Origin of the sequence: Rhizobium sp. 11_C7_N12_5, from assembly GCF_051811145.1 — a bacterium.
GTDB lineage: Bacteria > Pseudomonadota > Alphaproteobacteria > Rhizobiales > Rhizobiaceae > Rhizobium > Rhizobium lusitanum.
Genome location: NZ_JBPWPY010000002.1, coordinates 2,149,488 through 2,174,545 on the forward strand (window position 1 = coordinate 2,149,488; position 25,058 = coordinate 2,174,545).

Sequence of the window (25,058 nt, forward strand, 5' to 3'; positions counted from 1 at the left end):
GCATTGTCCATTCGTTTCTGGATGGTGGTTGTGGTTCAGGCCGCGTAGATCTTATCGGCCAACAAGCGTCAGTAGTCCCAGAAGGCCGGTACCCAGCGAAAGGCATCGCCATCGACCGCCACCCGACCAACGGAGGGGAATGGCAGGTGAGTGGCTACCAGCTGCTCGCCAGTCGCCGCCAGTTCCTGCAAGAGACGGATCCGAACGCGAGCCGCCTCTTCGGGGTCGTGTTCGAAACCGTTAAACCAGTCGGGGTGGTCGAACCCGACCGTGAACACGGCGTCGCCGGCAAACGTCAGCCGATCGCCGCCGGATGCCAGGCGGACCACGCTGTGTCCGGGGGTGTGGCCGCCGGTGCGATGGACAACCACCCCAGGCGCCACCTCGTACTCATCATCGAACAACCGCAGTTGGCTGCCGTACTCTTTCGCGAACCGCTTGGCGGCCAACCGAAGCGCATCCGGGAAGCCTGGCGGCATGGAGACATGGGTGAAGTCGGGCGCCTCCCAGAATTTGACCTCGGCGGCCGCGACGTGAATCCGCAGGTCCGGACGCAGCCGGTCCTTTACCCCGTCGACGAGCAGCCCGCCGATGTGGTCCATGTGCATGTGGGTAAGCACCACGTCGGTTACGGACGCAAGATCGATACCGGCGGCCTCCAGTCGCTTGATCAACTGCCCGGCCCGCGGCAAGTTCAGGTTCGGGTCCAATCCCAGTCCAGCATCGATGAGTATGGTCTGCTCGCCGCTGTGCACCACGACCACGTTCAGCGACCAGTCGAAAGCGTCCGGCGGCAAGAACATGTCGTTCAGCCAGGCCGCCCGGACGGCCGGGTCGGCGTTGTGCGCCAACATCGTGGTGGGGAGCGGCAGCACTCCATCGCTGATCACCAGCACCTCGATTTCGCCGACGCGCACCGCGTAGCGTGATGGAACCAGCTCGTCCTTGGCTGGCTTACCGGGATGGGAGATAGTGTCTACGGTCATGTCTGTCTCCTGTGGAACACGGTCTTGGAACCGGGCAGGCCGGTTACACCGATAATGACGGTTGTCGTAAGATGTCTTCTGTCGCAGCTGCCCATGCGGACAGGCATTATTTGATGGGTCCTCGGGCGAGAGGCTTAGTTCAGGCCGGCCTTGTCGAGACCATAGGCCTTGTCGGCCGAACCGGGCACGGCCTTGAAGGCGATGCTGGCACGGTTCCAGGCGTTGATCGCCATCACGAGGAAAGTGAGATCGGAAATCTCCTTTTCCGAAAGCTGGCCGCGCACACGCTCATAGATTTCGTCCGGCACGCCGCCTTCCGGCAGCTTCGTCAGCGCTTCCGTCCATGCAAGTGCCGCGCGCTCGCGGGGCACGAACAGGTTGGATTCGCGCCAGATGGCGATGTGGTAGAGGCGCAGTTCGGTCTCACCGTGGATCTTGGCTTCCTTGACATGCATATCGAGGCAGAAGGCGCAGCCATTGATCTGCGAAGCGCGGATCTGCACGAGATCGTGGATCCTGTCCTCGATCACGCTGTTCTTCAGCGCCATGCTGAATTCCATGAATTTCTTGAACAATTCGGGGGACTGTTGGGCATAGTTCAAACGCTGGGTCATCGTCTCTCTCCTATTAAGGATATTATCTATCCTTATGGATATAAAATATCCGTAATTGCTGGACTGTAAAGCCTTCCCGGCCTATGCTGCGTGCATAAGGCTTATGTCGAAAAGTATGGGGGACAGCGAAATGGATATCGTTTCGGCGTTGCGCACATTTCTGCGGGTAGCGGAAACCGGCTCGTTTTCCGCCGCAGCCGCCGATCTTAATCTGACGCAGCCGGCGGTATCGCGGCAGGTTGCGGCGCTGGAAAAACACTTCAATACGAGGCTTCTGCACCGCACGACGAGCGGCCTGTCTCCGACGGCGGAAGGCGAGCGCGTACTGCCGATCGCGCTGCGGATCTTGGGCAATGTCGACGATCTTGGCGACGCCCTATGCCCGGATGGCACGCGCACATCAGGGAAGGTGAAGCTCGCCCTGCCCGCTCCCCTCGGCCTTCTCGTCAGCGACCGGCTGGTGGACCTGCTCAGCGCGCACCCGAACCTGTCGCTCGAACTCGCCTTCCGGGAGCAGGCCTCCGCTCTCATCGAAGAGGGTATCGATCTCGAAGTACGCATCGGCGCCGTGGCCGACAGCAGCCTCATCTGCCGCCGTATCGGCTGGACGACGGCATTCCTCGTCGCAGCTCCGTCTTACATCGCTCGGCGCTCGCCGCCGAAGGTCCCTGCCGATATCTCAGCCCATGACTGCATCTGCTACGCCAGGGGCGGCCACGGCCGCGCCTGGCTTTTCTCCGATGGATCCGAGGATATCGCGGTGCCGATATCGCCGCGGCTGGTGGCGGACAATGCCCTCTCCATCCACCGCGCCGCCCTTGCGGGTGCCGGCCTTGCCATCCTTTCCCACATCATCGCCGTGCCGGATATATACGCCGGCCGGCTGATCCACTTGATGGAGGACTTCCCCCCGGCAAGGCTGCCGATCTACCTCGTCTACCCCTCGCGCCGGAACATTCCCCAACGCGTCAAGATCGTCCTCGATTTCCTGACCGCCCTCATCGATGCCGATCCCTCCATGTCGGAGCGAACCACCACGACGCCCTGCGAGACGCCGCATATGCCGGCGGCATGACTGCACCGTGGAAGGGCTCGCCTGGCCATCGGAAAGAAGGACTTGGCGTTTGCGTTCATGACGCTGTCCCACTCGTCCTCGGAGGTTTCGTGGACTGACCTCGAAATGATGAAGCCTGCGTTGCTGACCAGACCGTCGACAGGCCCAAACTTGCTCTCTGCGAAATCATAGATGGTGTTCACATGGTCCGATTTCGTGACATCGCCAGCGATCGAGGCCACCTCGTCTGCGCCACTCGCCGCGAGCTCCAGAACGTTGGCGACAGATCCGTTGCGCAGACGCGCGCGCCCGTTGCCGCGAGCTTGCTGACGACCGCGCGACCCATGCCGCCGGCAGCGCCCGAGACCACGATTGTCCTGCCAGCCAGATCCAATGGCATGATGCTTCCTTCTCCCACCTAGACGGCCGTATTTGCCGCGGCAAGTCGCTGCGGATTTGGTCGAAAATCAACACACGTCTGGTCCGTATGTTCTGACAGGCGTTTCGCATTTTTGCGCCGCCATTGTTCAGGCGTCTGTCAGGCTCTTGCGGCATGTCATGGAAACTTCACAGAAGGACGGGCTGAAAGAGCAATGACTGTATTTCGCAAGGTGGCCCTCGCCGCCCTTGGCGCCATCGGAATTCTGGGCGCGAGTTGCGCGGCTTATGCTGGCCTTCTGCAGGCCACCGGTAACTTTCATTCGGTGATTGATGGCCAATTTTACCGCTCGGCTCAGCCAACATCCGATGAGCTCATCTCCTACATACGGACACACGGAATCAAGACAGTCATCAATCTGCGCGGAACGCATCCGGGTGCTGCGTGGTATGACGATGAAGTCACGACGGCTCGTGGCCTTGGCATAACGCATATCGATTTTGGTATGTCGGCTTCGAAAATTATCTCGCCTGAAAAGGCGCAGCGGCTTGTCGAGTTGATGGCCTCGGCCCCGAAACCCATCCTTATTCACTGCCTCTCGGGTTCTGATCGCAGCGGTTTGGCCGCAGCACTTTATGTCAGGAAGATTGCCGGGTTGGATGAGGCCAGAGCTGAAGAGCAACTATCCTTCTATTATGGGCATGTGGGCATACCCGTAGTTTCAGCGGCCTACGCAATGGACAGGAGCTGGGAGGATGTCGAGGCTCAGGACAAAAAGCAGGCGCGGGCCGAGCTTGTAAACGGTGCCACTGTGCGATAGCGACGGAAGCTGAGCGGCGACTTTTTTGAAGTGAATGCGTCCAGCTGGGCGTCGATGGTAGCTCGCAGGCCTTCGGCACGACCGAGAGACGCATCAGGCTGGTCTTGTCCGCTGCCCATCCAGCAACGTCGCTGGCTAGAGATACCCCTCGGGCACGCTGGATCATCGGCAACAAGAGAAAATTGAGATCGGATAATATCGTGCGACAGGTTCAGGCTCTTGGGGCCACACACAAGCACACTGTCATGCGCCTTTTTGTCGTTGGCATGATATGCGCGCTTCTCGATTTTATGGCTTTCGTGGTGCTGATCAGAGTTGGCATCGACCCGATGAAAGCTCACGTTCTGAGCTTCGTCTGTGGTGTTCTCTTATATTTTGTCTGCATTGCGACCGGGATCTTGGCGCGGATCGATCCCGCTGTGGACAGCAATTCCAGTTCGCAGCAGCTGGCAATTTTCCTCTTCCTGAGGCTTTTGACGCTCAGTCTGAGAGGCGGAATCTTCGTTGTCGCAATGACAACCCTCAATCTTCCGGTCGTTCTTTCCGGCGCCTCCGTGGTGCTTGCAAGTGCTGCCATTGGTTTGCTGGGCGACACGCTTTTCTTATGGCCGACCATATCCATTGAAAGGCGAAAGCTGTTCGCGGCGGTTGGCCTCATCATCTATCTTCTTTCACTTCGCCTCGTATTTCTCGGTTTCGCCAACCTTCTGCCTGAAGAGGCCTACTATTGGAATTATGCGCAGCATCTGGACATCGGTTATCTTGATCATCCGCCGATGGTCGCATGGTTGATCTGGCTGGGAACCACGCTCTTTGGAGATAACGAGTTCGGTGTTCGCGTCGGCGCATATATTTGTTGGCTGTTGACCGCCGGTTTTTCCTTCTATCTCGCGCGGAATCTCTTCGATAAGGCGACGGCAATAGCGTGCGCTCTGCTGGTTGCCGTGCTCCCATTTTATTTTTCAACCGGCTTTCTGATGATGCCGGACGCGCCGCTGGCTGCAGCATGGGTGGCCACGCTGTATTTTCTGGAGCGAGCTCTCCTTGGTGAGAAGCGTCTTGCCTGGTTCGGGGCTGGCCTGTCGTTTGGTATAGGCCTGCTGTCGAAGTATACGATACTGCTATTGGGGCCGGCAGCGTTGCTGTTCGTTTTGATCGACCCGAGATCGCGCCGATGGCTTGGTCGAAGAGAGCCATATCTTGCCGCTGCAATCTCGGCCCTGTTATTTTCGCCAGTGGTTTACTGGAATGCAACGCACCAATGGATGTCCTTCGCATTCCAGGGGTCGAGACGCGTGGGTGAGGCATTTCAATTCACTTTGCCATCTCTCATCGTCAGCGCCGCTGTTCTATTGACCCCCACCGGCCTCATCGCCGCGGCCGCCAGCCTGAAGGAAAATGTCTCTGCACTCCGATCACGACCAGGCGCGACCAGAGCGCTTTTCGTTCTCCTCTTCACGCTTATCCCGCTTAGTGTGTTTGTTCTCTTCAGCCTTTTCCATGAGAACAAGCCGAATTGGACCGGCCCTCTGTGGCTCGCGGTCCTTCCCTTCATCGCATCCGTGCTTGCCCGAGCGGCAGGAGAAGAGCGGTGGCTGGGACGGCGCCTGAGACGCGCATGGATACCGACGATCGGAATCACAACGGCTGTTTATGCGGTGCTTTTTCATTACGTGGTTCTGGGTTTACCCGGGGTCGGCTACATTCATAACATCCGCACATTACCGGTCGCGTGGAGCGAATTCGGCGAGGCGGTCGGCGCAATTGAGGCCACGGTAGCCAAGGAGAATGCAGCTCCCGTCGTGCTGATCGGTACGGACAACTACTTCCTTGCCAGCGAAATGGCCTTCTATGCGCGCCAAGCACAGCGCATTCGAGACAATTCAATAGGGCTGAGCGCCATTGGCGGCAGCAGTCTGATGTATGACGTCTGGCATCCGGCCAAAACAGTGCGAGGAAGTACAGCAGTGCTCGTTTCCCTGAAACGAAACGAGTTGGAGCAAGACGACATCCCTCGATACTTCTCGCGTCTGACCGACATTCAAGAGCAGGTCGTGCGAAAGAACGGCGTCGTCGTTGGGAGCTTCTATTATCGCGTGGGTTTTAATCTTGGTGGTTGCGAGAATGCAGGCATGCAGTGCGTCTCGTCGTCGGGAGGCTAAACATTTCCTGTGCCGGCTACATGTGCTATGGGTGGATAGGTCCCAAATTTCGACGCGAATTCAGAGTATTGTCAGGTGATCGTGGCATATAGGCGATATCGAAGTCGCTCCGGCGTCATGGCGGGCCAATGGGCGAGGAAGATTCGTGGGAGCAAATTGGCTTCATGAGCCGCTGAAGCGGTCGCATGTGTTCGGCTCGAACCTTCCGCGAATTCGTCGACAGGACTCGCTCTTCCCTCCAAGGAATATTAGACCCATATGACTTCATCTCGTTTGGCTCCCATCAGCGCATGGCCTGGGGATTTGGCAATCTTAAAGAGCGAAATCCCACGGCAGGAGGGCTTTGAGCTCTCCATCGTCATACCGACCTTCAATGAACGTGAAAACATCGTCCCGCTCATCGAACGCCTTCGGGCTGCGCTTGTCGGTATCGCATGGGAGGTGATTTTCGTTGATGACGATTCAAGCGACAAGACCGTGGATGTCGTGCGAAGCCTGTCTCTAACCGATCGGCGTATCCGAGGGATCCGACGGATCCATCGGCGCGGACTTGCCGGTGCTTGCCTAGAGGGCATTCTCTCGACATCGGCGCCTATCGTTGCCGTTATGGATGCTGATCTGCAGCACGATGAAACACGGCTGGTAGCCATGCTTGCCATGATGCGCAGCAATCGGACCGATCTGGTGGTTGCAACGAGATATGGCGGGGAAGGCTCGTCGTCTGAGGGGTTCACTGGCGTCCGCCAAGTGGGAAGTCAGATGGCCATCCGGATTGCCAGGCGTCTGCTGAGGATCGAGACGTCCGATCCGATGAGCGGGTTTTTCATGGTCAAACGCGCGCTGATCGACGAGCTTGCTCCGAAGCTCTCGCAGCAAGGCTTCAAGATCCTGCTGGATATTATAGCGTCATCGCCCGTTCCCTTGAAAATTGGGGAGATTTCATACGTGTTTCGGCCGAGGATTCACGGCGAGAGCAAACTGGATGCATTGGTGGTATTCGAATATCTTGGGCTCCTCGTCGCAAAATGGTCGGGCGATATTATCTCCTCGCGAATGCTATTGTTCGGCTTGGTCGGCCTTAGCGGTGTTGTCGTTCACCTGACTATCTTGCGGCTGCTGCTGCTGGGCGGGCTGGAGTTTCCGGTCAGCCAGGCTGCCGCCATGTTGGCCGCAGTCGTCTCGAATTACACGTTCAACAATGCCCTCACATATAGAGATCGACGCCGCCGCGGCGTGCGATTCCTGACAGGCTTGATGTTGTTCTCGGCATTTTGCAGCATTGGAGTTCTCGCAGGGACCGGTGTGTCGTCACTTTTTTACAGTCGGGAGCCGCAATGGTGGCTCGCCGGCCTGGCGGGAGCCGTCATTGGTGCAGGCTGGAACTATATTACCAGCTCCATGATTACCTGGCGGCGAGCAGGCTGATTGGAGGCTTCGGCTTAATCTGGACAGGGACACAGGATGAGCGGAGTTGTGGACCTACCTATGAGGGCAATCGACAACACGATTTCGTGCCAGGTTGCCACAGCGGCGGTACGGCATTGACGATGGTCGGAAGCGCCAAGTGTTTGCGGTGCAGATGAAAAAGGTGAGCGATCGGGCCCATTGATTGCTAACCCCGGGTCATCTCTGAGGTTCTAGGAATAGGCCGCCTCATGGAAATCGATCTCCAAGCGTTGCACCAGTCCGAAAATCATGCTCAGGCGTTTGCGCTCGGCGGCATCCAGCGTCTCGCCGGCTTCGTCCAGCACGGTCTTCAACCATCGCGCCTGCGCCTCGAATGCCGGTTCGGCGTGGAGCGCAACCCATTCCTTCAGAAGCGGATCGTTGATCGTGCATCTGCTGGCGGTCTTCGACCAGGTCCAGTACATCCATTCGGCGGCAAACATCGCCGCAATCGTATCGAGGAAGCCGCCATTGCGCGCGATCGCCAGCATCCCGTCGCGGAAAGCGGCGACATCCTCGCGGCTGGTGTCATAGCTGGCCGGATCAATGCCACGGACGACGAAGGTCTTTTCGAAATAGGCGATCTGCTGATTGGCTAAAGCGTCGAGCACGCCGATCAGCCAGCGCTTCTGCGCCATCGTCTCCGCTTTGGCGGTGGCATAGGCGAAGATCGCGATCGCGGTATCGACAAAGGCGCCTTCGAAAACCAGATAGCGCTCGAAAGCGGCGACTGGCAGTCGATCAGCCTTGATGTCCTCGACAAATCGATGATGAACCATGGCATCGAATATATCGCGGTTTTCTTCGAGCATCTGGTCGGAGAGGCTTTGCATCATTTGCTCACGCCTCCAGGCCGGGTGCAGCAGCGGCCACAAAAGCTGCGACGCGGGCTGGATCGACTGGGTTCCACCAGACACCCCCCTCTTTGAGCGAGGAGGCAACAATGACGCCGTTCGTACGCCTGAGGATTTCAACGATATTGTCCTTGGTGACGCCGGATCCGACGAGCAGCGGCAGATGCGTTGCCGCGCCGATTTCCTCGATCTCTTCAATCGTCGCGCTATTGCCCGTTCGCTGGCCGGTGGCAATCACCACGTCGGCATCGAAGAAGGCAAGATCGCGCGTCAATTCATCGATCGTCCGGTCTGCGGTGATGGCATGCGCGCCATGCTTCACGTGGCTGTCGGCAAAAACCCTTATATGCTCGGCGCGCAGCAGCGACCGATAACGCATCGCCTCGGCAGCCCGGCCCTCCATAAAGCCCTCATTGGCGACATAGGCATTGGCCCATTGATTGACGCGGATGAAGCGCGCGCCTCCGGCCATGGCAATCGCGAAGGCGGGGATAGGCGCATTGGCAAGCACATTGATGCCAAGCGGCACACCGACGGCACGGGCAATGCGATCCGTGATAACAGACATGAAGGCGGCCGTCTCGTGTCCAATGTCTTCGGGCTTGGAGAAGGGAATATCACCGTGGTTTTCAATGATCAGCCCATGCATGCCACCTTTGACAAGCGCTTCCGCATCGCGCATGCAGGCGTCATAGATCGTGTCCATCGCGGCACTGCGATAACGCGGCGCGCCCGGAAAGGCCGGGCAATGAATCATGCCGATCAGCGCCTTGTCAGTCCCGAATATTTCCCTTATGGCGCTTGAAGCTCTGTCCGATATCAGTTGCATTTCTCTTTCCCTTCCGAAGGTGTGCCATGCGTGCCTATGTCATCGGTAACGTCGCCATCGACGAAACCATATCCGTATTATCGATGCCCGAAGCGGGCGCCTCTATCCTTGGTCGGGAGGAAACCCGCGACCTAGGCGGCAAGGGCGCCAACCAGGCAGTCGTGATGAGCCGGACCGGCCTCTCCACGACGCTCGTCGCAGCTGTCGGCGAGGATTTTCGCGCCCAGACGATCCGCGACCAGCTTGCCGGAGAAACCCTGCATGCCCGGCTGTCGGGCAGTCCTGCCCGCTCCAGCGACTTTTCCATCATCTTCACCACTCCCGACGGCGAAAACGCCATCGTAACCACCACGGCTTCCGCCGAAGCGCTGTCCCTTTCCGAGGCTCTTGCGCCGCTGGACGACGCCGCAGCCGGCGACCTCGTCGTGTTGCAAGGCAACCTCAGCCAGGATGTCACCCGAGGCATCCTTACCGAAGCAAGGCGCCGCGGGCTCACCACGGCCTTCAACCCCTCGCCGCTTCGACCCTACTTCACCGACCTCTGGCCGCTGATCGACATTGCCTTCCTCAACAAAGGCGAGGCGGAAAGCTTGACCGGATCCTCGGGCGAGAACGCCATTCGCCACCTTGCCGAAGCCGGTGTTGCCCAGACCGTTCTGACGCTCGGCGGCGAAGGTGCGATCCTTGCACATGCAAACCAAATCGTCGCAACCGTCCCCGCGCTTACCACTGACGTCGTCGACACGACCGGTGCCGGCGATACATTCATGGCCATCGCCCTCGCCTCGGCAGCGCTCAGAAACGCCGCGCTCGACATCAGGGCTATCGGCCATGCGACGGCGGCTGCGGCCATTACCGTCAGCCGGCGGGGAACAAGATCCGCATTCCCCAGCCGCCAGGAGCTTGCCGACATTCTTGCCGGCGGCTGAGCCTACGACCTCTCGGTCAGCCAACCGAGAATGTTCTTCCAAAGGCGTCCGTAACCCTCCCATTCGCAGAAGGCCGGCGATAGCCAGTGCGGCCCGATATCCGACGTCCACGCAGCCGTGCGGCCCTTGCCGAATTTGCCTGTGACGAGCAGCGGATGGCCGCCTTGGTCGTCCGGCAGGCGGGCAATGACTTCGATGTCGGCCCGTTCCCGCACCTCGACCTCATTGACACCCAGGAGCAGAGGCCATTCCTTCGGCATGCCGGTGACGGTCGCATGATCCGGCTTTTCGATGACGGCCATGGTCCCTTCCGGGATTTCGACGCGGTCGTCATAAGGCAGGCATGTGACCGGCAGCACATCCTCGACGGCGGTGCGACGCCAGCGGGCCTTGCCGTCGATCCCCTGGAACGAAAAGTAGCCGCCGACCATCAGCAGGCCGCCGCCCTTCTCGACCCAGGCCTTGAGCAGCTTCAGGCGGTTCGGCACGGTCTTGGAATGCAGCCAGACGTCCGGTGGCAGAAGAAGAGAATTCGCACCGATATCGGAAAGGATGATGGCATCATAGACGTCAAGTCCCGCCATCTCGAAGGGCAGCTTTTCGACCGCTTCGTGGGCGGGCATATAGGTCAACTCATACTCGCTGCCTGCGAGAGCCTTGACGAGCGGCTCGGCGCCGAGATGAAAAGTGACGCTTCCGAATTGGTCGAACCCTTTGTAGTGCGTCGCCGAACTGACCCAGCTTTCGCCGACCAGAAGAACCTTCTTCGTCATGATGTTTCCATTTCTGTTTTTTCTTGATGGTTAGATCGTCGCTTCGAAGACCGACCGTGGATTGGCGCGCATGAAAATGTCGAGCATCTTGTCATCCAAGCCGTGACGCTTCAGTCGCGGCAGGAAGTGGCGCAGGATATAGGCATAGCCGTTGCCGCCATAATGCTTGAGCATCATCTTCAAGAAGACGTCGTGCGACAGCAGTATCCGGCCGGCATGGCCCATCTCGACCAATTTGACGATCGCGCGGGCCACCTCCTCATCGCTCGGGCACTGCACCTGCTGGTCGGCATAGAAGAAATCCATGCCGATCATGTCGTATTCGAGGAAGGCGCCGCGGGCGGCCAGCTCCGACTGATAGGTGAGATCGTCATGCGACGGGTTCATGTGGCAAAGGACGGTATGCCTGAGATCAGCGCCCTCGGACGAGACGATGTCGAGGACCTTGTGACCCAAACGAAACCAGCCGGGCAAATGCACCATGAGGGGCAGGCCGGTGCGTGTCTGCGCCTGCGCTGCGCCACGCAGCGACTTTTCCTCCTGCGCGGTAAAGTCGGAAGAGACGCCGATCTCGCCGATGAGGCCGATCCTGACATCGGTATTGTCCGCCCCGACCGTGGCTTCAAGGACGATTTCGTCGGCGATATCACCGACCGACATGTCGGCGACCCTTGCCGGATGCGAGGAGCCGAGATAGAAGCCGGCCCCCATGACAATGTTCAATCCCCTCGCCTTCGATATGCGCCGCATCGCCAGCGGATCCCGTCCGATGCCCTGGCAGGTAGGTTCGACGACGGTCTGGCCGCCAAGCCCCGCGAAATCCTGAAGCTCGGTGACAGCAAGCTTTTCATCATCGAGCGTAATATTATGCTTGTTGACGAAGGGATCCTGCCGAAGCTCACTCAAGATTTCCATGCAGACGAAGCCTTCGGCAAGGTATTGCCGTTCGGGCGTCTTCGGCGCATGCCACCAGCAGCGGCAATCGTTGAGGATATGCTCGTGCATCAGCGTGACGCCGAGGTCGGATACCGGAATTGGTCCGTCCACGGTCATTACCATGCCGGAGCGCACATGACCTGGTGAAAGCTCGTCGATCTTCATGTCAGGCTTTCCTCTTGCGGGCGAACCGGAAATTGGTGGTGAAGATGCGAGTGTTGAGCCAGATGGCGACGAGGATGATCGCGCCGGTGACGATCTGGGTGAAGAAGGGCGAAATATGCATCAGGATCAGGCCGTTGCCGATGACGGCGATGGTCATGGTCCCGAGCACCGTGCCGATCATCGTCCCACGCCCGCCCATCAATGACGTGCCCCCGAGGACAACCGCCGCAATCACCTGCAGTTCGAAACCGACGGCGGCATTCGACGAGCCGGAACCGAGACGCGCCGCGATCAACAATCCGGCCAGCGCGGACGCAAGGCCCGATACTAGATAGACCGAGGCAACGATCCATTTGGCGGGCATGCCGACACGGCGAGCCGCCTCCATGTTGGAACCGACCGCCACGATCTGCCGGCCGTATTTCGTGGCCGCAATGACGACATAGCCGAAGACCGCAATGACGATTGCGATCAGCGCCGGCACGGGAAAGCCCGCCAGTTCGCCGCGCCCCATGTAGAAGAAGCCCGGGACGTCATTGATGGGGATCGAATAGCCCTGCGTCAGATAGAGTGCCACGCCGCGCAGGATGGAGAGCCCGGCCAGGGTGACGATGAAGGCCGGAATGTCCTGATAGGCAATGAACCAGCCCTGCAGCAGGCCAATAATACCGCCGAACAGAAGCATGCCGAGCGACACGAGGGGCCAGGGCAGGCCCGTGGCGAGCGTGATCGCGGCAACCGCATTTATGAGCGCCAGCATGGAGCCGACCGACAGGTCGATGCCCCCGGTGACGATGACCATGGTCATCGCGATCGCCACGATGAGAATGGGGGCGGCCTGACGCACGATGTTGAGAATATTGCCGGCGGTCATGAAGGTGGTGGTCGTCAGCGAAAAGAAGACGAGGCAGGCCAGGAAGAAAAAGGCGATGGATAGAACCTGGGCATGCTCGCCGAAGAAATCGGCCAGCGGCGAACCCTTGGCGCGTTCGGTATAGAGGGTCAATGTCCTTCTCCCCCGACGATGAGCTTAACGAGATCCTCGAGATTGGTCTTACCGATATCGCGCTCGGCGACCTTGGTACCCTCGTACATGACCGCGATCCTGTCACAGACCCTGAAGAGATCCTGCAGGCGATGGGTGATGAGGACGACGGAAACGCCTTTGGCCTTGACCCGATTGATCAGGGAAAGGACCGCCTCGACCTCAGCCACTGCCAGAGCCGATGTTGGCTCATCCATGATCAGAACCTGCGGATTGAAAGAGGCAGCGCGCGCAATCGCGATCGCCTGGCGCTGGCCGCCGGACAGTTTCTCGACCTTGGCCGAAAGGCGCGGAATGCGGATTTCCAAGGCATCCAACATCCCGCGAGCCTCGACCAACATTCTCTTGCGGTCAAGAAACGGCCCCCTGGTCAGCTCGCGCCCGAGGAAGAGATTGCCGACGACATCGATATGATCGCAGAGGCTTAAGTCCTGGAAAACCATCTCGATATGGCGGTCGCGAGCGTCCGCCGGACCGGAAAGGCGGACCTCTTCGCCGTTCAATGAAATCGTCCCCTCATCCGGCAGATAAGTGCCGGAGATAATCTTAGTAAGCGTTGACTTGCCTGCGGCGTTATCGCCCACAAGGCCGAGGCACTCGCCGGGAAAAAGATCAAGATCAACGCCGCGGAGCGCCTGATGCGAGCCGAAAGTCTTTCGGATGCCCCGCAAGGAGACGGCCGGCGTCGGCATCGATCGGCCGGGAGGCTGCGAGGAGGCTTTCGCCTCCCCGGCTCCGGCATGAACAGGCCGATTCTCTGTGATCATTTGAAAACAGCCCGGTACGGCTCGACATTCTCCTTCGTCACGATTGTGATCGGCACGGAGATGCTTTTTTGGACGCTGCCGCCGGACGTCAGCTTGGCAAGCGCTTCGACGGCCGCCGTGCCTTCGCCTGCCGGATCCTGTTGAACCACGGCAACAACATAGCCCGCATCAAGGCCGGCGATAGCCTGTGCGGTGAGATCCCAGCCAAACACCTTGATGCTACCTTGCTTGCCTTGGCTTTGGACGGCGGCGATCGCTCCAAGAAGAGCCGGTTCGCCGGTCGCGTAGATTGCCGTCATGTCGGGATTGCCGGTGATGAGATTTTCGGCGGCAGCCAGCGCGTTATCCTGGATATTCTGGCCATCGACAACGCCGACCGTCTCGATCCCATCACCCTTGATGGCGTCTTCAAAGCCTTTCTGACGAACGTTCTGGATATAGGAGTTCAAGGCGCCGACAATTCCGACCTTTGCCTTGCCGCCCATGTTTTTCTTCACGTAGTCGAGGAAATGGGCGCCGATGTCGGCACCTGCCTTGCCGTTGTCGACGCCGATCTGCGATTTCTGTGGGCCCTCCGGCAGGATAGCGTCAATCGCGACGGTCGGAATACCTGCGTCGGAGGCCAGTTTGACGGCCGGCATGATACCGTTCACGTCGATGGCGACAACGATCAGGCCGTCCACTTTCTGCTGGATATAAGTCTCGATGGCGCTGTTTTGCGCCGCGGCGTCATTGTTGGCGTTGAAGATGACCAGCTTGTCGCCCGACGCATCGGCCGCCTTCTGCGCACCTTCATTGATCTGGTTGAAAAAGAGGGCCTGCTGGTTGATCTGCACAAGCGCATAGGTCTTGCCCGCGGCATGAGCAAGCGATGCGCTCATGGCGACACCGGCAAGGGCTGTGAAAGCGAGCGCGGTATTGAACGCCCGACGTCTGATCTGTTTCATCATGTTCTCATCCTCTGGTTTCGTTATCTTTGCTTATTGTTACCGTTGCTTATTACGGGTCGACGGCAGTGCAACGGAGTTCCGCACGACGATTTCGACCGGCACGAGTTCCTCGGTGGCAAGCACCTCGCTCTCTTGCCAGTTTGTTTCTAGAAGAAGGGATAGGGCACGCCGGCCGATGGCACGCACCGGCTGGCGGATCGCCGTCAAAGGCGGTGCAAAGAGATGCAAGGGGCTGACATCGTCGAAACCGATGATCGACAGATCATCGGGAATGGAGATGCCGTGTTCGCGCAGCACTTCGATCATGCCGATCGCGATTTCGTCCGAGCTGGCAAAAATGGCCGTCGCAGGGGATCCTTCCTCAAGGAAACGCCGTGCCATCTCCCGGCCGCACGCGACCGTATATTCGCCGCTATAGCGCCGGATCGAAAATGCCTCGCCAAACCGTTCCTGCAGACCGCTGCGCAATCCATTGAAGCGGCGCTGCGTGCTGATCATCGCGTCGGGGCCTCCGACAAAAAGCACGTTACGATGACCGAATTCGGCCAGGTGACGGCCCGCGAGATAACCACCCTGCAAGTTGTCGGAAAAAAGTTTGGGCACCATCGCGAGCGGTACGTCTTCGTCGACAACGATGACCTTCCCGGTTCGATTGATGAGTGCCGCCAGTTCGCCGTCGTCCGGATGGTTGGTCACGAAAACAAGGCCGTCGACATGATTATGCTCAAGCAGCCGAAGATAGGCGACTTCACGCCCGGTGCGATTGAGGGTCGCATATAGCGAGACCGCAAGGCCCAGATCATTGGCTGCCTCCTCGACGGCGGCAACCATGGTGGCAAAAAAGGGATTCGCGATGTCGGGGACGACGAGCCCGATCGTATCGGAACGGCCACGGCTCAAACGACGCGCATGAGGGTTGGGCTGATATTTTAGCGCGGAGATCGCTTCGTCGATGCGTTGCTTGGTTGCGGCCGGCAGATCGAGTGACCCATTCAGCATGCGCGAGACGGTTGTCACCGATACCCCGGCGGCTTTCGCCACATCTTTCAAACCGGGAGCTCGTTCATGCGCCATTGTCTTGTAAACCGCTTTAGTAAATCGCTTTACTAATCCTGTTTGACAATCGCGGATCTGTCAAGCGCCGCACTGTGTGTTCATTCATTGACAAACACGGCGTGTCCGTCGGCCAAGCATTCCAACGAATGGATCCATTGACTTAGGTGTTCGCTCCACGCCGCTCGACGGATGCAACATAAGCATCAAGGAACTCACCTATTGAGGGTCGAACACCTTGCTCACCAATTTGAAGGGGCTGGCGACCGTGGCTCCCGCCGCGTCGAAAATGAAGGCGCCGACCTGTCCAGCGGATCTGCGGTTGGGCGGCTCATCGAGCGATGCCAGTTGCGGATAAAGTTTGGCAAGGCTCACAAAACGATCATGGCCAAGCCCATCGGATCCTTTGACGGATGTGATGTCGATGACCTTAACCCCGAACCTAACTGCCGCTTCCCTGACTTGCGGATCATCGATATCCAGACGTCCTACCCTCGGATGATTGGCATCAAGAAAGCTGGACGCGGCAAGCGCACGGTCGTCTTTCGAAACAAGCAGGTTTAGCGGTATCTTCAGTTTGCCGATCACGTCCATCTGCCGGCGAAAAACGTCGGCATCGATGTCAGGTGCGGCCAGCACGATGCGCAGCTTCGACAGGACATCGTCCCGGCCTTCGAGCTTGAGCTGCCGCACGGTTTCCATGATCAAAAATCCACCCATGCTGTGCCCAAACAGGATGATATCCCCGCTGTTTCGATCAGCCGAGATCGAGACCAGAAGCGAGGCGAGATAATCTCGGGAATAGAGTACGGATTCGCGATCGGCGACGTAGCCCGTCAATGCCCCTTGCGACGGCCATGCGAATAGAATCGGAACCACGGCCATCTTTGCGTCGGCCGCCATTTGCGCCAACCGGAAAAGCGATTCCTGAAATGTATAGTTATAGCCATGGACAAATATGGCGACGGGCCGGTGCCGCATCTGTTGGGTGGCCACATCCTTGTCAAAGACCGGTGCCGTCAGTGTGCTTTGAGAGGTGACAACGAAATCGGTTTTTGCATTCGGCGCACCCTTTGGCCATTCGATCGTCGAAGCCTTGTGAGCCGGCGGGATCGATATCGTATATTTGGTGTAATTCAGATCATCAGCGCGTCCCACGGAAAACCCGTTGTCGTTTCCCTCGTCCTTTGTCCTGGTCGTCGCTGCGTAGAGGGTAACTTCTTGTGTACCGGCGCTCTTTGCCGAGACGACCTTGAGAACCTCAGGCCCAGGACGTCCGGCACATGCACCGAGGATGAGAAGGATGCCAAGCGGGAAAAGCAACCGTGGGAAACGGCGGAAGGAGGCGAGAAACTGCATTGTGCTGAAATCCGATAAAATCACTATTTCGTGGATTGTACCGACGTCGGCTGCTCAACAGCTTTGCCGACACCGTTCTCGCTTAGCTTCAGCCCTCTGCTTGGATCATATCCCGTGCCGACGAGCCCGAGTTGGGCCGAGCGACATGGAATTTCCAGCGCACCGCCGTCCGGACCGGCGATGCGCTATGCCTCGTCAAGTGTGTGGCACGCCTTCACTCCCATGGGGTGACGTGCGCTTGATCCTGAACCACGCGACATAGAGCGCCGGCAGGAAGAGCAGCGTCAGGACGGTGCCGACCACGATGCCGCCCATCATGGCGTAGGCCATCGGTCCCCAGAACACTTCCCTCGATATCGGGATCAGCGCGAGCGTGGCGGCCGCTGCGGTCAAAAGGATCGGCCGCATTCGATGCTCTGTCGCCTCGACGACGGCTTGCCAGGGGGGCACGCCGCTCTCTCTTAGATGCTCGATCTGCACGATCAGGATGACTGAGTTGCGGATCAGAATGCCGATCAGTGCGAGAATGCCGAGGATCGCCACGAACCCCATGGGCGCATTGCTCGACAGTAGCGCGATGACGACGCCGATCAGTGCCAGCGGGGCAACGGCGAAGACCAGAAACAGGCGGTGGAAGCTCTGAAGCTGGATCATCAGGATGGTCGCCATTGCGAACAACATCATCGGCGCCACCGCTGCGATCGGGCCTTGCGCCTTGCCGCTTTCCTCGACGGCGCCGCCCACGGCGACCGAGTATCCGACAGGGAGGGTCTTTTCGAACTCGGCCACCTTCGGCTCCAGCTGCGTGACGATCGTTGCCGGCTGGATCGCGCCGACGACGCCGGCCTTGATCGTGATCGTGGGCACCCTGTTACGCCGCCAGACAACCGGCTGCTCGAGCTCGTAGCGGAATGTCGCGACCGCTGACAGCGGCACCGATTTGCCATTGGAGCCAGGCAATTGCAGGTTCTGCAACGTGTCGATAGATCCGCGTTCCGATCCCTGGGCGCGGCCGATCACATCGACGAGATAGATGTCGTCACGGACTTGCGTGGTGCTGGAGCCCTCGACAATACCGTTGAGCGCCGTTGAGATGTCCTCTGACGTCACCCCAAGCTGCCGTGCCTTGTCCTGAAGAACATCGACCTTGACGACACGTGCGGGCTCATTCCAATCGAAGGTCAGGGCCGCGAGAGAGGGGTTCGTGCCGACGATGCCCGCAAGCTTCTGCGCAAGATCGCGGACGGTCTGAATGTCCGGACCACTCACTCTGTACTGCACGGGCTTGCCGACCGGCGGGCCGATATCGAGAAGCTTTACGAACGCGTCCGTTCCGGGGAAGGTCTTGTTGAGATAGGCCTGAAGATCGGCCCGAACCTTGTCACGCACGTCCAGCCCCTTGGTGACGATGACCGTCTGGCCGAAGCTGACGTCGGCGGGCTGAACATCGAACGACAACAGGAAGCGCGGGGCGCCCTGGCCGACATAACTGGACCAATGGTCGATCGACTGATTTCCGACCAGCATGTCCTTTTCGAACTGCGCCATCTGGCGATTCGTCTCGCCGATCGAGCTGTTTTGCGGCAGATTCCAGTCGACTACGAGCTCGGGCCGGTCGGAAGACGGAAAGAACTGCTGCTGGACGAAGCCCATTCCGGCGACGGAAAGCCCAAAAGCGGCAACCGTGATGATGATCGTGACGTAGCGGAAGCGCATGGCGAGATCGAGCGCGGCCGCAAAGATCGACGCGAACCTGCCCTTCTTCTCGTGATGCTGCTTCATCGTTTTCGGCAGGATGCTGACACCGAGCAGCGGCGTGAACAGGACCGCCACGATCCAGGAGACGAGGAGCGAGACAGCAATGACGACGAATAGCGTAAAGGTGAATTCACCGGCGGCGCTGTCGTTGAGGCCGATCGGAATGAAGCCGGCGACCGTAACCAGCGTGCCGGTCAGCATCGGAAAGGCGGTGGAGGTGTAGACGTAAGTGGCTGCCTTGCGCAGGTCGTCTCCCAATTCCAGCCGCGCCACCATCATTTCCACCGCGATCATGGCATCGTCGACGAGAAGGCCAAGCGCGATGATAAGCGCGCCCAAGGAGATACGCTGCAGCGATATTCCCGAATAGGCCATGACCAGGAAGGTAATCGCCAGCACCAAGGGGATCGAGATCGCCACCACGAGACCGGCGCGAAGCCCGAGGCTGATAAAGCTGATGGCAAGAACGATGACGATCGCTTCGAACAGTGCGCGTGTAAAGCCCGAAACCGCCTCATCGACCACGGCCGGCTGATCGGACACTTGATGGACGTCGACGCCGATAGGCAAATCGCCGACGATGACGCCCATCTCCTTTTCGAGGGCCTTGCCGAATTCCAGCAGGTTCGATCCGTCCTTCATGCCGATCGCCAGACCGATTGCCGGCTGTCCGTTGAAACGGAAGAGCGAAGACGGCGGATCGACATAGCCGCGCTTGATCGTCGCGATATCCGTCAACGGGAAGAAGCGATCGTTGACGCGAAGGTTGATGGCGCGCAGGCTCTCCTCGGACGTGAACTGCCCTCCGACGCGCAAAGCGATGCGCTCGGGGCCAGCTTCCACAAAGCCCGACGCCGTCACTGCGTTCTGCGCTTGCAACGTCGAAATCACAGCTTGCCGATCGATGCCGAGAGCTGCGATCTTGCGGGTCGAGAATTCCAGGTAGATTGCCTCGTCCTGAGCGCCGATGACGTCCACTTTACCGACATTGGGCACAGTCAGGATCTTCGAACGGGCGTCCTCGACCCGGTCGCGCAGCTGTCGCTGCGAGAGACCGTCGCTGGTGAAGGCAAAGATGTTGCCGAAGACATCACCGAACCGGTCGTTGAAGAACGGCCCGACGACGCCGGACGGGAAGTCGCCCTTGATATCGGCGATCATGTTGCGGATGCGCACCCAGGTTCCGGCGACATCCTTCGCTTTCGTTGTTGCGAGGAGGTCGACAAAGACAATCGTCTGTCCGGCGGTCGTGATACTGCGCGTCACATCGAGCGACGGCAGTTCCTGAAGCTTCTTTTCGATGCGATCGGTGACCTGCTTCGTCACATCCTCGGCGGATGCGCCCGGCCATTGGGCCTGGATGACCATCGTCTTGATCGTGAAATTCGGATCTTCCTCGCGTCCCAGGCTGACGTAGGAGAAAACCCCGGCGATGATGAAGACGATCATGAAATACCAGACGAGGGAGCGATGCTCGAGCGCCCAATCGGAGAGGTTAAACGTCTTCAAGGGGTCGTCTCCTGATTAATTCTGACTTGCTGGCCTTCGGAGAGGTGATTGACACCGGCTATCGCGATACGGTCGCCGGGCTTCAGCCCCGACAGAACGGTGACCGGGCTTTCGTCGCCATCCGGTTTTGCGATTTCCACCGAGTGCAGCGAAACGGTTTTTTTCTCCGGATCGACGACCCAGACGCTCGCCTTGCCATCTTTCTGCAGAATTGCCGGTGGCGGGACGGAGATCGTCGGCGAGGCATCGGTCGTTGCCGTGACGGTGACGACCGAGCCGAGCCGGAAGGCCGACGGCGGATTGTTCAGACCGATCTTGATACGCTGCGTGCGGGTTGCCGCCTCGGCTTCCGGAGCGATCTCGCGAACCGTGCCGCTGGCGCGAATGGTGGTGTCGAGCTGAAGGGCGATCTCGAACGGCGAGCCCATCTTCAGACCCTGCATGTCGGCTTCCGGAATATCGACGACCACGTCGCGGAGGTCCGGCTGGGCGACCGTCAGAACGGTATCTCCCGCGGACACCACCTGTCCGACTTCCGCCGATGCCGCCGTGACGACACCATCGAACTCGGCTTTCAACTGCGCATATCCAAGCTGTTCTTCCGCCTTTGCAAGATTAGCCTGCGCCTTGGCAACGGCGGCGCTGGCGGTTTTCTCGGCCTGCTGTGCGCTCTCGAGAGCTGCCTCGCTGCCGGATTTCGCGTCCGCAAGCGCCTGCTGCCGTTGCGCGGTCGTGGAGGCGTTGGCCAATTGCGCCTGGCTGTTCGAAAGATCGGCCTGCGCGCTGCGAACCGCGAGCTGCAGCGACAACGGGTCGATGGCGGCGACGACTTGTCCCTTGGTGACGACGTCTCCAACCCCGACCTCTCTGGCAATGAGGCGGCCGAGTACCCTGAAGCCGAGATCGGTTTGAATGCGGGGCTGTACGACGCCTGCCAGCTTCAGAGTGGCGGCCGCTTGCGGCTGTACCACGACCGACAACAGTGGACGGATTTTCTCCGGTGGAGCATCGGTTTTCTGCCCGCAGGAGGCAAGGGCGACGGCTATTGCGGAGATCGCGATGATCGAGCGTTTATTCATTATTTCGTCTCCGGTGTGGCCGATACCTGCTGCCCGGGCCGGAGGAACTTGCCTCCTTCAACGACGACCAGCTCCTTCGGCTCAAGACCGCTGCTGACGGCGAACTTGCCCGTTTGATACTCCGCGACATCGATCTTCTTCATCGAGACCGTCTGCTTGGATGGATCGACAACCCAGACGGCAGGCGTGCCGCCGCTCGAGGTCATTGCGCTCCATGGCAGCAGGATCGCCTGGCGTGGCTGCGCCGTGAACGTGCCGACGACCACCGCACCGAGCGGCATGCCGTCGCCGCTTTTATCGAGGCCCACTTTCACGCGGATCGTGCCCGTGGCGGAATCGATCGTGGGAGACACCTCGCGAACGGGCACCGATATCCGTTTTTCGGGGCTCGACAGAAGGCTTACCTGAACATCCGCTTTGGACTTTTGAAGGAACAGCGATTCGAATACGTTAAAGACCGCATCGCGCGGTCCGTCATGGGCAAGCGTAAACACCGACTGGGCGGCTTGTGCCACCTGCCCTACCTCGGCATTGCGTGCCGTAATCACACCATCCGCATCTGCCCGCAACTCCGTGAACGAAAGCGCGTCCCTGGCGGTCCCGAGCTGAGCCTGCGCCGCGTCGAGCGTGCCTTGCGCAGTCAGAAGCGCTTCCTGCGCCGCGTCATAGCTGGCGCGGGTCGTCACTTGATTTGCGAAAAGACTTTTCTGGCGATCCGAGGCAAGTTGGGCCTGCATCAGCTGAGCTTCGGCCGAATGGAGGCTCGCCGTTGCGACATCGACATCCGCTTGCTGCTCCTGGGGATCGATCTTCGCCAGAACCTGACCGGCCTTCACCTTGGAACCGACGTCCACCGATCGCTCAATGATCCGGCCGCTGACGCGGAAAGACAATTCCGATTGAATCCGCGCTCTGACCTCGCCGGTCACCGCCGTATTGGAGGCATAGCTGGAGAGCTCGGCGCTCACGGTGCGCACTTCCCGGCTGACAGCGGAGTGATCACCGCTTTTTTCGCTACATGACGAAAGAATGGCTGCCGACATCGCCAGCCAGATTAGATTTCTGGAAATTCCCATGAAGGCCCCGATCGAACACCGAACCACTTTACGTTTTCGGACAGATAAACTTGACTAACCGATTAGTCAATGAGATGGTTTCTCGTCAGCATTGGAATGCCTGTCGGAGGGATAATGGCGGAGAAAAAAAAGCTCGGGGTGCGTGCGCAGCGAAAGGCTGCCAGGCCGTTGGAGATCCTGGACGCCGCTTTTGAGGAATTCGTTGCTCATGGCTATGTGGCAACCCGCGTCGAAGATATCGCTGCTCGGGTCGGAGTGACCAAAGGAACAGTGTATTTCTATTTTGAGACGAAAGAGGTTCTTTTCGAGGCAATGTTCAAGCACATGGCGGTTCCGTTTGCCGATATAAGAGCTCAGCTGAAGACGCTCACCGGCCCTTATGCGGACCGCATCAAGGCATTCTTCTATTTCTTTTACGAACGGATCGTCCTCGACCGCAGATCGAGAGAAATGCTGCGCTTCATCATATCAGAAGGGTCGCGGTTTCCGCAGGTGGTTGATCGCCACTATGAAGAGACCATCGCGCCAATGTTCGATGCAGCAAGAGAGCTCTTCGAAGAGGGAGTAGCCGCCGGCGAACTGCGGGCTTCTGCTGCTTTGCAAATCCCCGAACTTACCCTCAGTCCTGCGATAATGCTGAGCTTTTGGTACATGTTGTTCGCCGATCGAAAACCTCGCGACGTAAAAGCCTTCATCGACGGACACGTTGACCTGCTTCTCAACGGGATGGTGACACGAGCCGAGCGCACAATAAAATAGGGTTCACAGGGTGCCGATTACGCCGCCCGCCACGAGCGCTGAAGGTCGGCAATGGGATAAGCGCGGCCGGTTCCGGAGCTTCTTGAACAAACCCATAGCCCTACCGGAACGAGAAGCGCCATAAAAGTCCGTTGCAAGTATCCAGCACCAAGCAACCTGCTCCTAGCTTTTCAGCCCAAAGCGCTTTTCAAGCTGCTCCCAGCTTTCGTCCATCGCATAGGTGGACGAAAGATAGGGGATCCCTAAGTGACCATAGAGGATCGATAGCTGCCCTTCCGCCTTTTTCTCGTCAACACCCGCGATTTGCTGAAGATAAATGGCCGACACGAGGCCGGTAGGGTCGGCACCGGTTTCACAATGAACAAGGATCGGCTTTGGTGAATCGCGCAGAATGGCGACTAGCCGGTTGGCCTGCGCTGGTGTTACTTCCTTAGATGGTGGCAACGCAAAATCAATATGGGAGATACCGGCATGCTGTGAGGCACCGATCTCGTCCTTATACCAAAGGGCGTCGCTCCTGCCTCTAAGGTTGATGATGGTCCGGATACCATAGTGCTTCACATAATTGTCAATATCGGCCTGGGAAGGCTGCGCGGAACGATAGAGCTGACCCGGCACCACCTCGTCGAAATTATCCGTAAGCTGGATCGCACTCAGATGCGAGCCGAGAAGCACCATCGAGATACCGGCGATCCAAATAGATGTCTTTAGTAGTTTGATCATGGTCTCATTCTCGTTTCTGCGGAAAATCCAGTATGACGCCGCCCGATGCTGAGGCGAACCGATGCCGGTACTCTTTCTTGATCTTCGCTGCTTGCATCGGCTCCTGCCGTCGAAAGATGCAGGACATCGAAAGTTCGCAAGCTTCGCAGATCATTATGTCCTCAAGGCGGTAATATTCTTACATTTTCGTAAGTATAGCTTGGAGCTCAAGCGCTATCGTAGCCAGTGGTGTCCGCACGGGAACGGCGACTGAAGGAAGAAAGCCGCTGTTTGCGTCTTGCAATATGCGCTTGCGATGATTTTGGGTTCGTATTCGGTCAACGCGTGATGAGACGAATGCGCGATCCCGCAGGTCACTGGTCGATGGCCAGATCCATGTTGTGAAGTCACGCGATTGCCGCAACCAGACTGAGGCCGGCCCGTTACCCGGAGAGTGCCTGCTGCGTTCTGCTCTATAAAATCGCCTTAAAACCGCTTCGGATTCCTCCGGCCGGATGCCGGGACCTGTGTCTTCGACAACAAGCACAGTTCCTTGGCCGTCTTGCGCAGGTTGCGACGCTTTTTACGCAAGTCAGCCAATATCACGTCGTCATGGAACTCGACCCGCGCTTTGTCCTCTCCGCTGACGCGCTCTCGCATTTGTACTCGAAGTCGTCGACCGCCGACAAGCTCGTGCCGCTCAACATGCTGGGCACCCTGCAAACAGGCGTGCCGCCGGTCTCCATCAATCACCAGGGCAATTGGGCGAGGATATCACGGTTGAGCGCACGCCGACGATCATGGTCACAAGATCTGTCCCGCCGGGATCGGCGATGAAATATTTTGGATCGATCGCCGGATATTCCGTCGGGTCCGCCAAGCGCAGCATGATCTCGCCCCGGCTGTTCGGTCGCTGGAGCACCCAATTGGCGTTCAAGCCCGATCGGCTGCTCCACCGCGCCAAAAATAACACGACATCACCGTCATACAGTTTTCAAGCTTTGCCCATTGACAGACGGCCACCCCGCGGCAATCATTCGTATACAAACGAAGG

Annotated in this window: 23 protein-coding genes and 1 pseudogene; 6 read left to right on the forward strand and 18 right to left on the reverse strand. The window is 58.9% G+C overall.

Features of this window, described 5'->3' with window-relative positions:
• Positions 1–68: 68 nt before the first annotated feature.
• Positions 69–986 (reverse strand): MBL fold metallo-hydrolase, encoded by a 918-nt coding sequence (locus tag AB8B29_RS29045; protein ID WP_037197068.1) that lies wholly within the window; start codon positions 984–986, stop codon positions 69–71.
• 134 nt (positions 987–1,120) lie between these two features.
• Positions 1,121–1,600, reverse strand: a complete 480-nt coding sequence (locus AB8B29_RS29050) for a carboxymuconolactone decarboxylase family protein (protein ID WP_047552696.1) — start codon at positions 1,598–1,600, stop codon at positions 1,121–1,123.
• A 130-nt stretch (positions 1,601–1,730) separates the two neighbouring features.
• Between AB8B29_RS29050 and AB8B29_RS29055 the strand changes: the two genes are divergently transcribed.
• On the forward strand, positions 1,731–2,675 hold the full coding sequence (locus tag AB8B29_RS29055) for a LysR family transcriptional regulator (protein WP_092575580.1): 945 nt from the start codon (positions 1,731–1,733) through the stop codon (positions 2,673–2,675).
• A gap of 29 nt (positions 2,676–2,704) precedes the next feature.
• Here the strand turns inward: AB8B29_RS29055 and AB8B29_RS29060 are convergent.
• Together AB8B29_RS29060 and AB8B29_RS29065 are read right to left on the reverse strand one after the other, a co-directional pair.
• Positions 2,705–2,926, reverse strand: a pseudogene (locus AB8B29_RS29060) (SDR family NAD(P)-dependent oxidoreductase); the annotation flags it as partial.
• The gene (locus AB8B29_RS29065; RefSeq protein WP_244655272.1) at positions 2,854–3,054 is read right to left on the reverse strand and encodes a hypothetical protein; all 201 of its coding nucleotides are present in this window, start codon (positions 3,052–3,054) and stop codon (positions 2,854–2,856) included. The gene AB8B29_RS29065 and the pseudogene AB8B29_RS29060, both read right to left, overlap by 73 nt.
• Positions 3,055–3,247: 193 nt before the next feature.
• Between AB8B29_RS29065 and AB8B29_RS29070 the strand changes: the two genes are divergently transcribed.
• The 3 genes from AB8B29_RS29070 (at position 3,248) to AB8B29_RS29080 (ending at position 7,440) form a co-directional block, all read left to right on the forward strand.
• Positions 3,248–3,853: a dual specificity protein phosphatase family protein gene (locus AB8B29_RS29070; RefSeq protein WP_080760435.1), complete on the forward strand. Its 606-nt coding sequence runs from the start codon at positions 3,248–3,250 to the stop codon at positions 3,851–3,853.
• A 245-nt stretch (positions 3,854–4,098) separates the two neighbouring features.
• The gene (locus tag AB8B29_RS29075; protein ID WP_113108797.1) at positions 4,099–6,015 is read left to right on the forward strand and encodes a glycosyltransferase family 39 protein; all 1,917 of its coding nucleotides are present in this window, start codon (positions 4,099–4,101) and stop codon (positions 6,013–6,015) included.
• A gap of 258 nt (positions 6,016–6,273) precedes the next feature.
• Positions 6,274–7,440: a glycosyltransferase gene (locus AB8B29_RS29080; RefSeq protein ID WP_092575504.1), complete on the forward strand. Its 1,167-nt coding sequence runs from the start codon at positions 6,274–6,276 to the stop codon at positions 7,438–7,440.
• A 212-nt stretch (positions 7,441–7,652) separates the two neighbouring features.
• Here the strand turns inward: AB8B29_RS29080 and AB8B29_RS29085 are convergent, their stop codons facing one another.
• Complete coding sequence (locus AB8B29_RS29085; RefSeq protein WP_092575501.1) at positions 7,653–8,297, reverse strand: TenA family protein; 645 nt, start codon at positions 8,295–8,297, stop codon at positions 7,653–7,655.
• A gap of 4 nt (positions 8,298–8,301) precedes the next feature.
• Positions 8,302–9,144: a BtpA/SgcQ family protein gene (locus AB8B29_RS29090; protein ID WP_113108798.1), complete on the reverse strand. Its 843-nt coding sequence runs from the start codon at positions 9,142–9,144 to the stop codon at positions 8,302–8,304.
• 26 nt (positions 9,145–9,170) lie between these two features.
• Between AB8B29_RS29090 and AB8B29_RS29095 the strand changes: the two genes are divergently transcribed.
• Positions 9,171–10,073: a PfkB family carbohydrate kinase gene (locus AB8B29_RS29095; protein WP_092575495.1), complete on the forward strand. Its 903-nt coding sequence runs from the start codon at positions 9,171–9,173 to the stop codon at positions 10,071–10,073.
• Positions 10,074–10,075: 2 nt separating this feature from the next.
• Here the strand turns inward: AB8B29_RS29095 and AB8B29_RS29100 are convergent, their stop codons facing one another.
• The 10 genes from AB8B29_RS29100 to AB8B29_RS29145 all read right to left on the reverse strand — a co-directional run bounded on the left by AB8B29_RS29100 (position 10,076) and on the right by AB8B29_RS29145 (position 22,543).
• On the reverse strand, positions 10,076–10,846 hold the full coding sequence (locus AB8B29_RS29100; RefSeq protein WP_092575492.1) for a glutamine amidotransferase: 771 nt from the start codon (positions 10,844–10,846) through the stop codon (positions 10,076–10,078).
• Between the two features lie 30 nt (positions 10,847–10,876).
• Positions 10,877–11,947 carry a phosphotriesterase family protein gene (locus tag AB8B29_RS29105; RefSeq protein ID WP_208865029.1) on the reverse strand — a complete coding sequence of 357 codons (1,071 nt, stop codon included), beginning with the start codon at positions 11,945–11,947 and terminating at the stop codon, positions 10,877–10,879.
• 1 nt (position 11,948) lies between these two features.
• Entirely contained in the window at positions 11,949–12,953 is a 1,005-nt protein-coding gene (locus tag AB8B29_RS29110; RefSeq protein ID WP_092575489.1) for an ABC transporter permease, read from the reverse strand.
• A complete protein-coding gene (locus AB8B29_RS29115; protein ID WP_037197078.1) occupies positions 12,950–13,759 on the reverse strand; it encodes an ATP-binding cassette domain-containing protein in 810 nt (269 codons plus the stop codon). Before AB8B29_RS29115 ends, AB8B29_RS29110 begins: the two co-directional genes overlap by 4 nt.
• Positions 13,756–14,706 (reverse strand): substrate-binding domain-containing protein, encoded by a 951-nt coding sequence (locus AB8B29_RS29120; RefSeq protein ID WP_092575486.1) that lies wholly within the window; start codon positions 14,704–14,706, stop codon positions 13,756–13,758. The genes AB8B29_RS29115 and AB8B29_RS29120 overlap by 4 nt, the downstream gene beginning before the upstream one ends.
• Before the next feature lie 39 nt (positions 14,707–14,745).
• Positions 14,746–15,783: a LacI family DNA-binding transcriptional regulator gene (locus AB8B29_RS29125; protein ID WP_439006906.1), complete on the reverse strand. Its 1,038-nt coding sequence runs from the start codon at positions 15,781–15,783 to the stop codon at positions 14,746–14,748.
• A 198-nt stretch (positions 15,784–15,981) separates the two neighbouring features.
• Entirely contained in the window at positions 15,982–17,121 is a 1,140-nt protein-coding gene (locus tag AB8B29_RS29130; protein WP_051963513.1) for an alpha/beta hydrolase, read from the reverse strand.
• Positions 17,122–17,316: 195 nt separating this feature from the next.
• The gene (locus AB8B29_RS29135) at positions 17,317–20,388 is read right to left on the reverse strand and encodes an efflux RND transporter permease subunit (RefSeq protein ID WP_092575483.1); all 3,072 of its coding nucleotides are present in this window, start codon (positions 20,386–20,388) and stop codon (positions 17,317–17,319) included.
• Positions 20,385–21,467, reverse strand: coding sequence for an efflux RND transporter periplasmic adaptor subunit (locus AB8B29_RS29140; RefSeq protein WP_037197082.1), 1,083 nt, complete (start codon positions 21,465–21,467; stop codon positions 20,385–20,387). Before AB8B29_RS29140 ends, AB8B29_RS29135 begins: the two co-directional genes overlap by 4 nt.
• A complete protein-coding gene (locus tag AB8B29_RS29145) occupies positions 21,467–22,543 on the reverse strand; it encodes an efflux RND transporter periplasmic adaptor subunit (protein ID WP_167669594.1) in 1,077 nt (358 codons plus the stop codon). Before AB8B29_RS29145 ends, AB8B29_RS29140 begins: the two co-directional genes overlap by 1 nt.
• A 114-nt stretch (positions 22,544–22,657) precedes the next feature.
• Here AB8B29_RS29145 and AB8B29_RS29150 point away from each other — a divergent pair, with 114 nt between their 5' ends.
• Positions 22,658–23,302: a TetR/AcrR family transcriptional regulator gene (locus tag AB8B29_RS29150; RefSeq protein WP_047553297.1), complete on the forward strand. Its 645-nt coding sequence runs from the start codon at positions 22,658–22,660 to the stop codon at positions 23,300–23,302.
• Between the two features lie 162 nt (positions 23,303–23,464).
• On the opposite strand, the gene AB8B29_RS29155 is transcribed toward AB8B29_RS29150, so the two are convergent.
• Positions 23,465–24,025, reverse strand: coding sequence for a dual specificity protein phosphatase family protein (locus tag AB8B29_RS29155; RefSeq protein ID WP_092575479.1), 561 nt, complete (start codon positions 24,023–24,025; stop codon positions 23,465–23,467).
• Between the two features lie 724 nt (positions 24,026–24,749).
• A complete protein-coding gene (locus tag AB8B29_RS29160) occupies positions 24,750–24,941 on the reverse strand; it encodes a GMC family oxidoreductase (RefSeq protein WP_245297570.1) in 192 nt (63 codons plus the stop codon).
• Positions 24,942–25,058 lie beyond the last annotated feature (117 nt).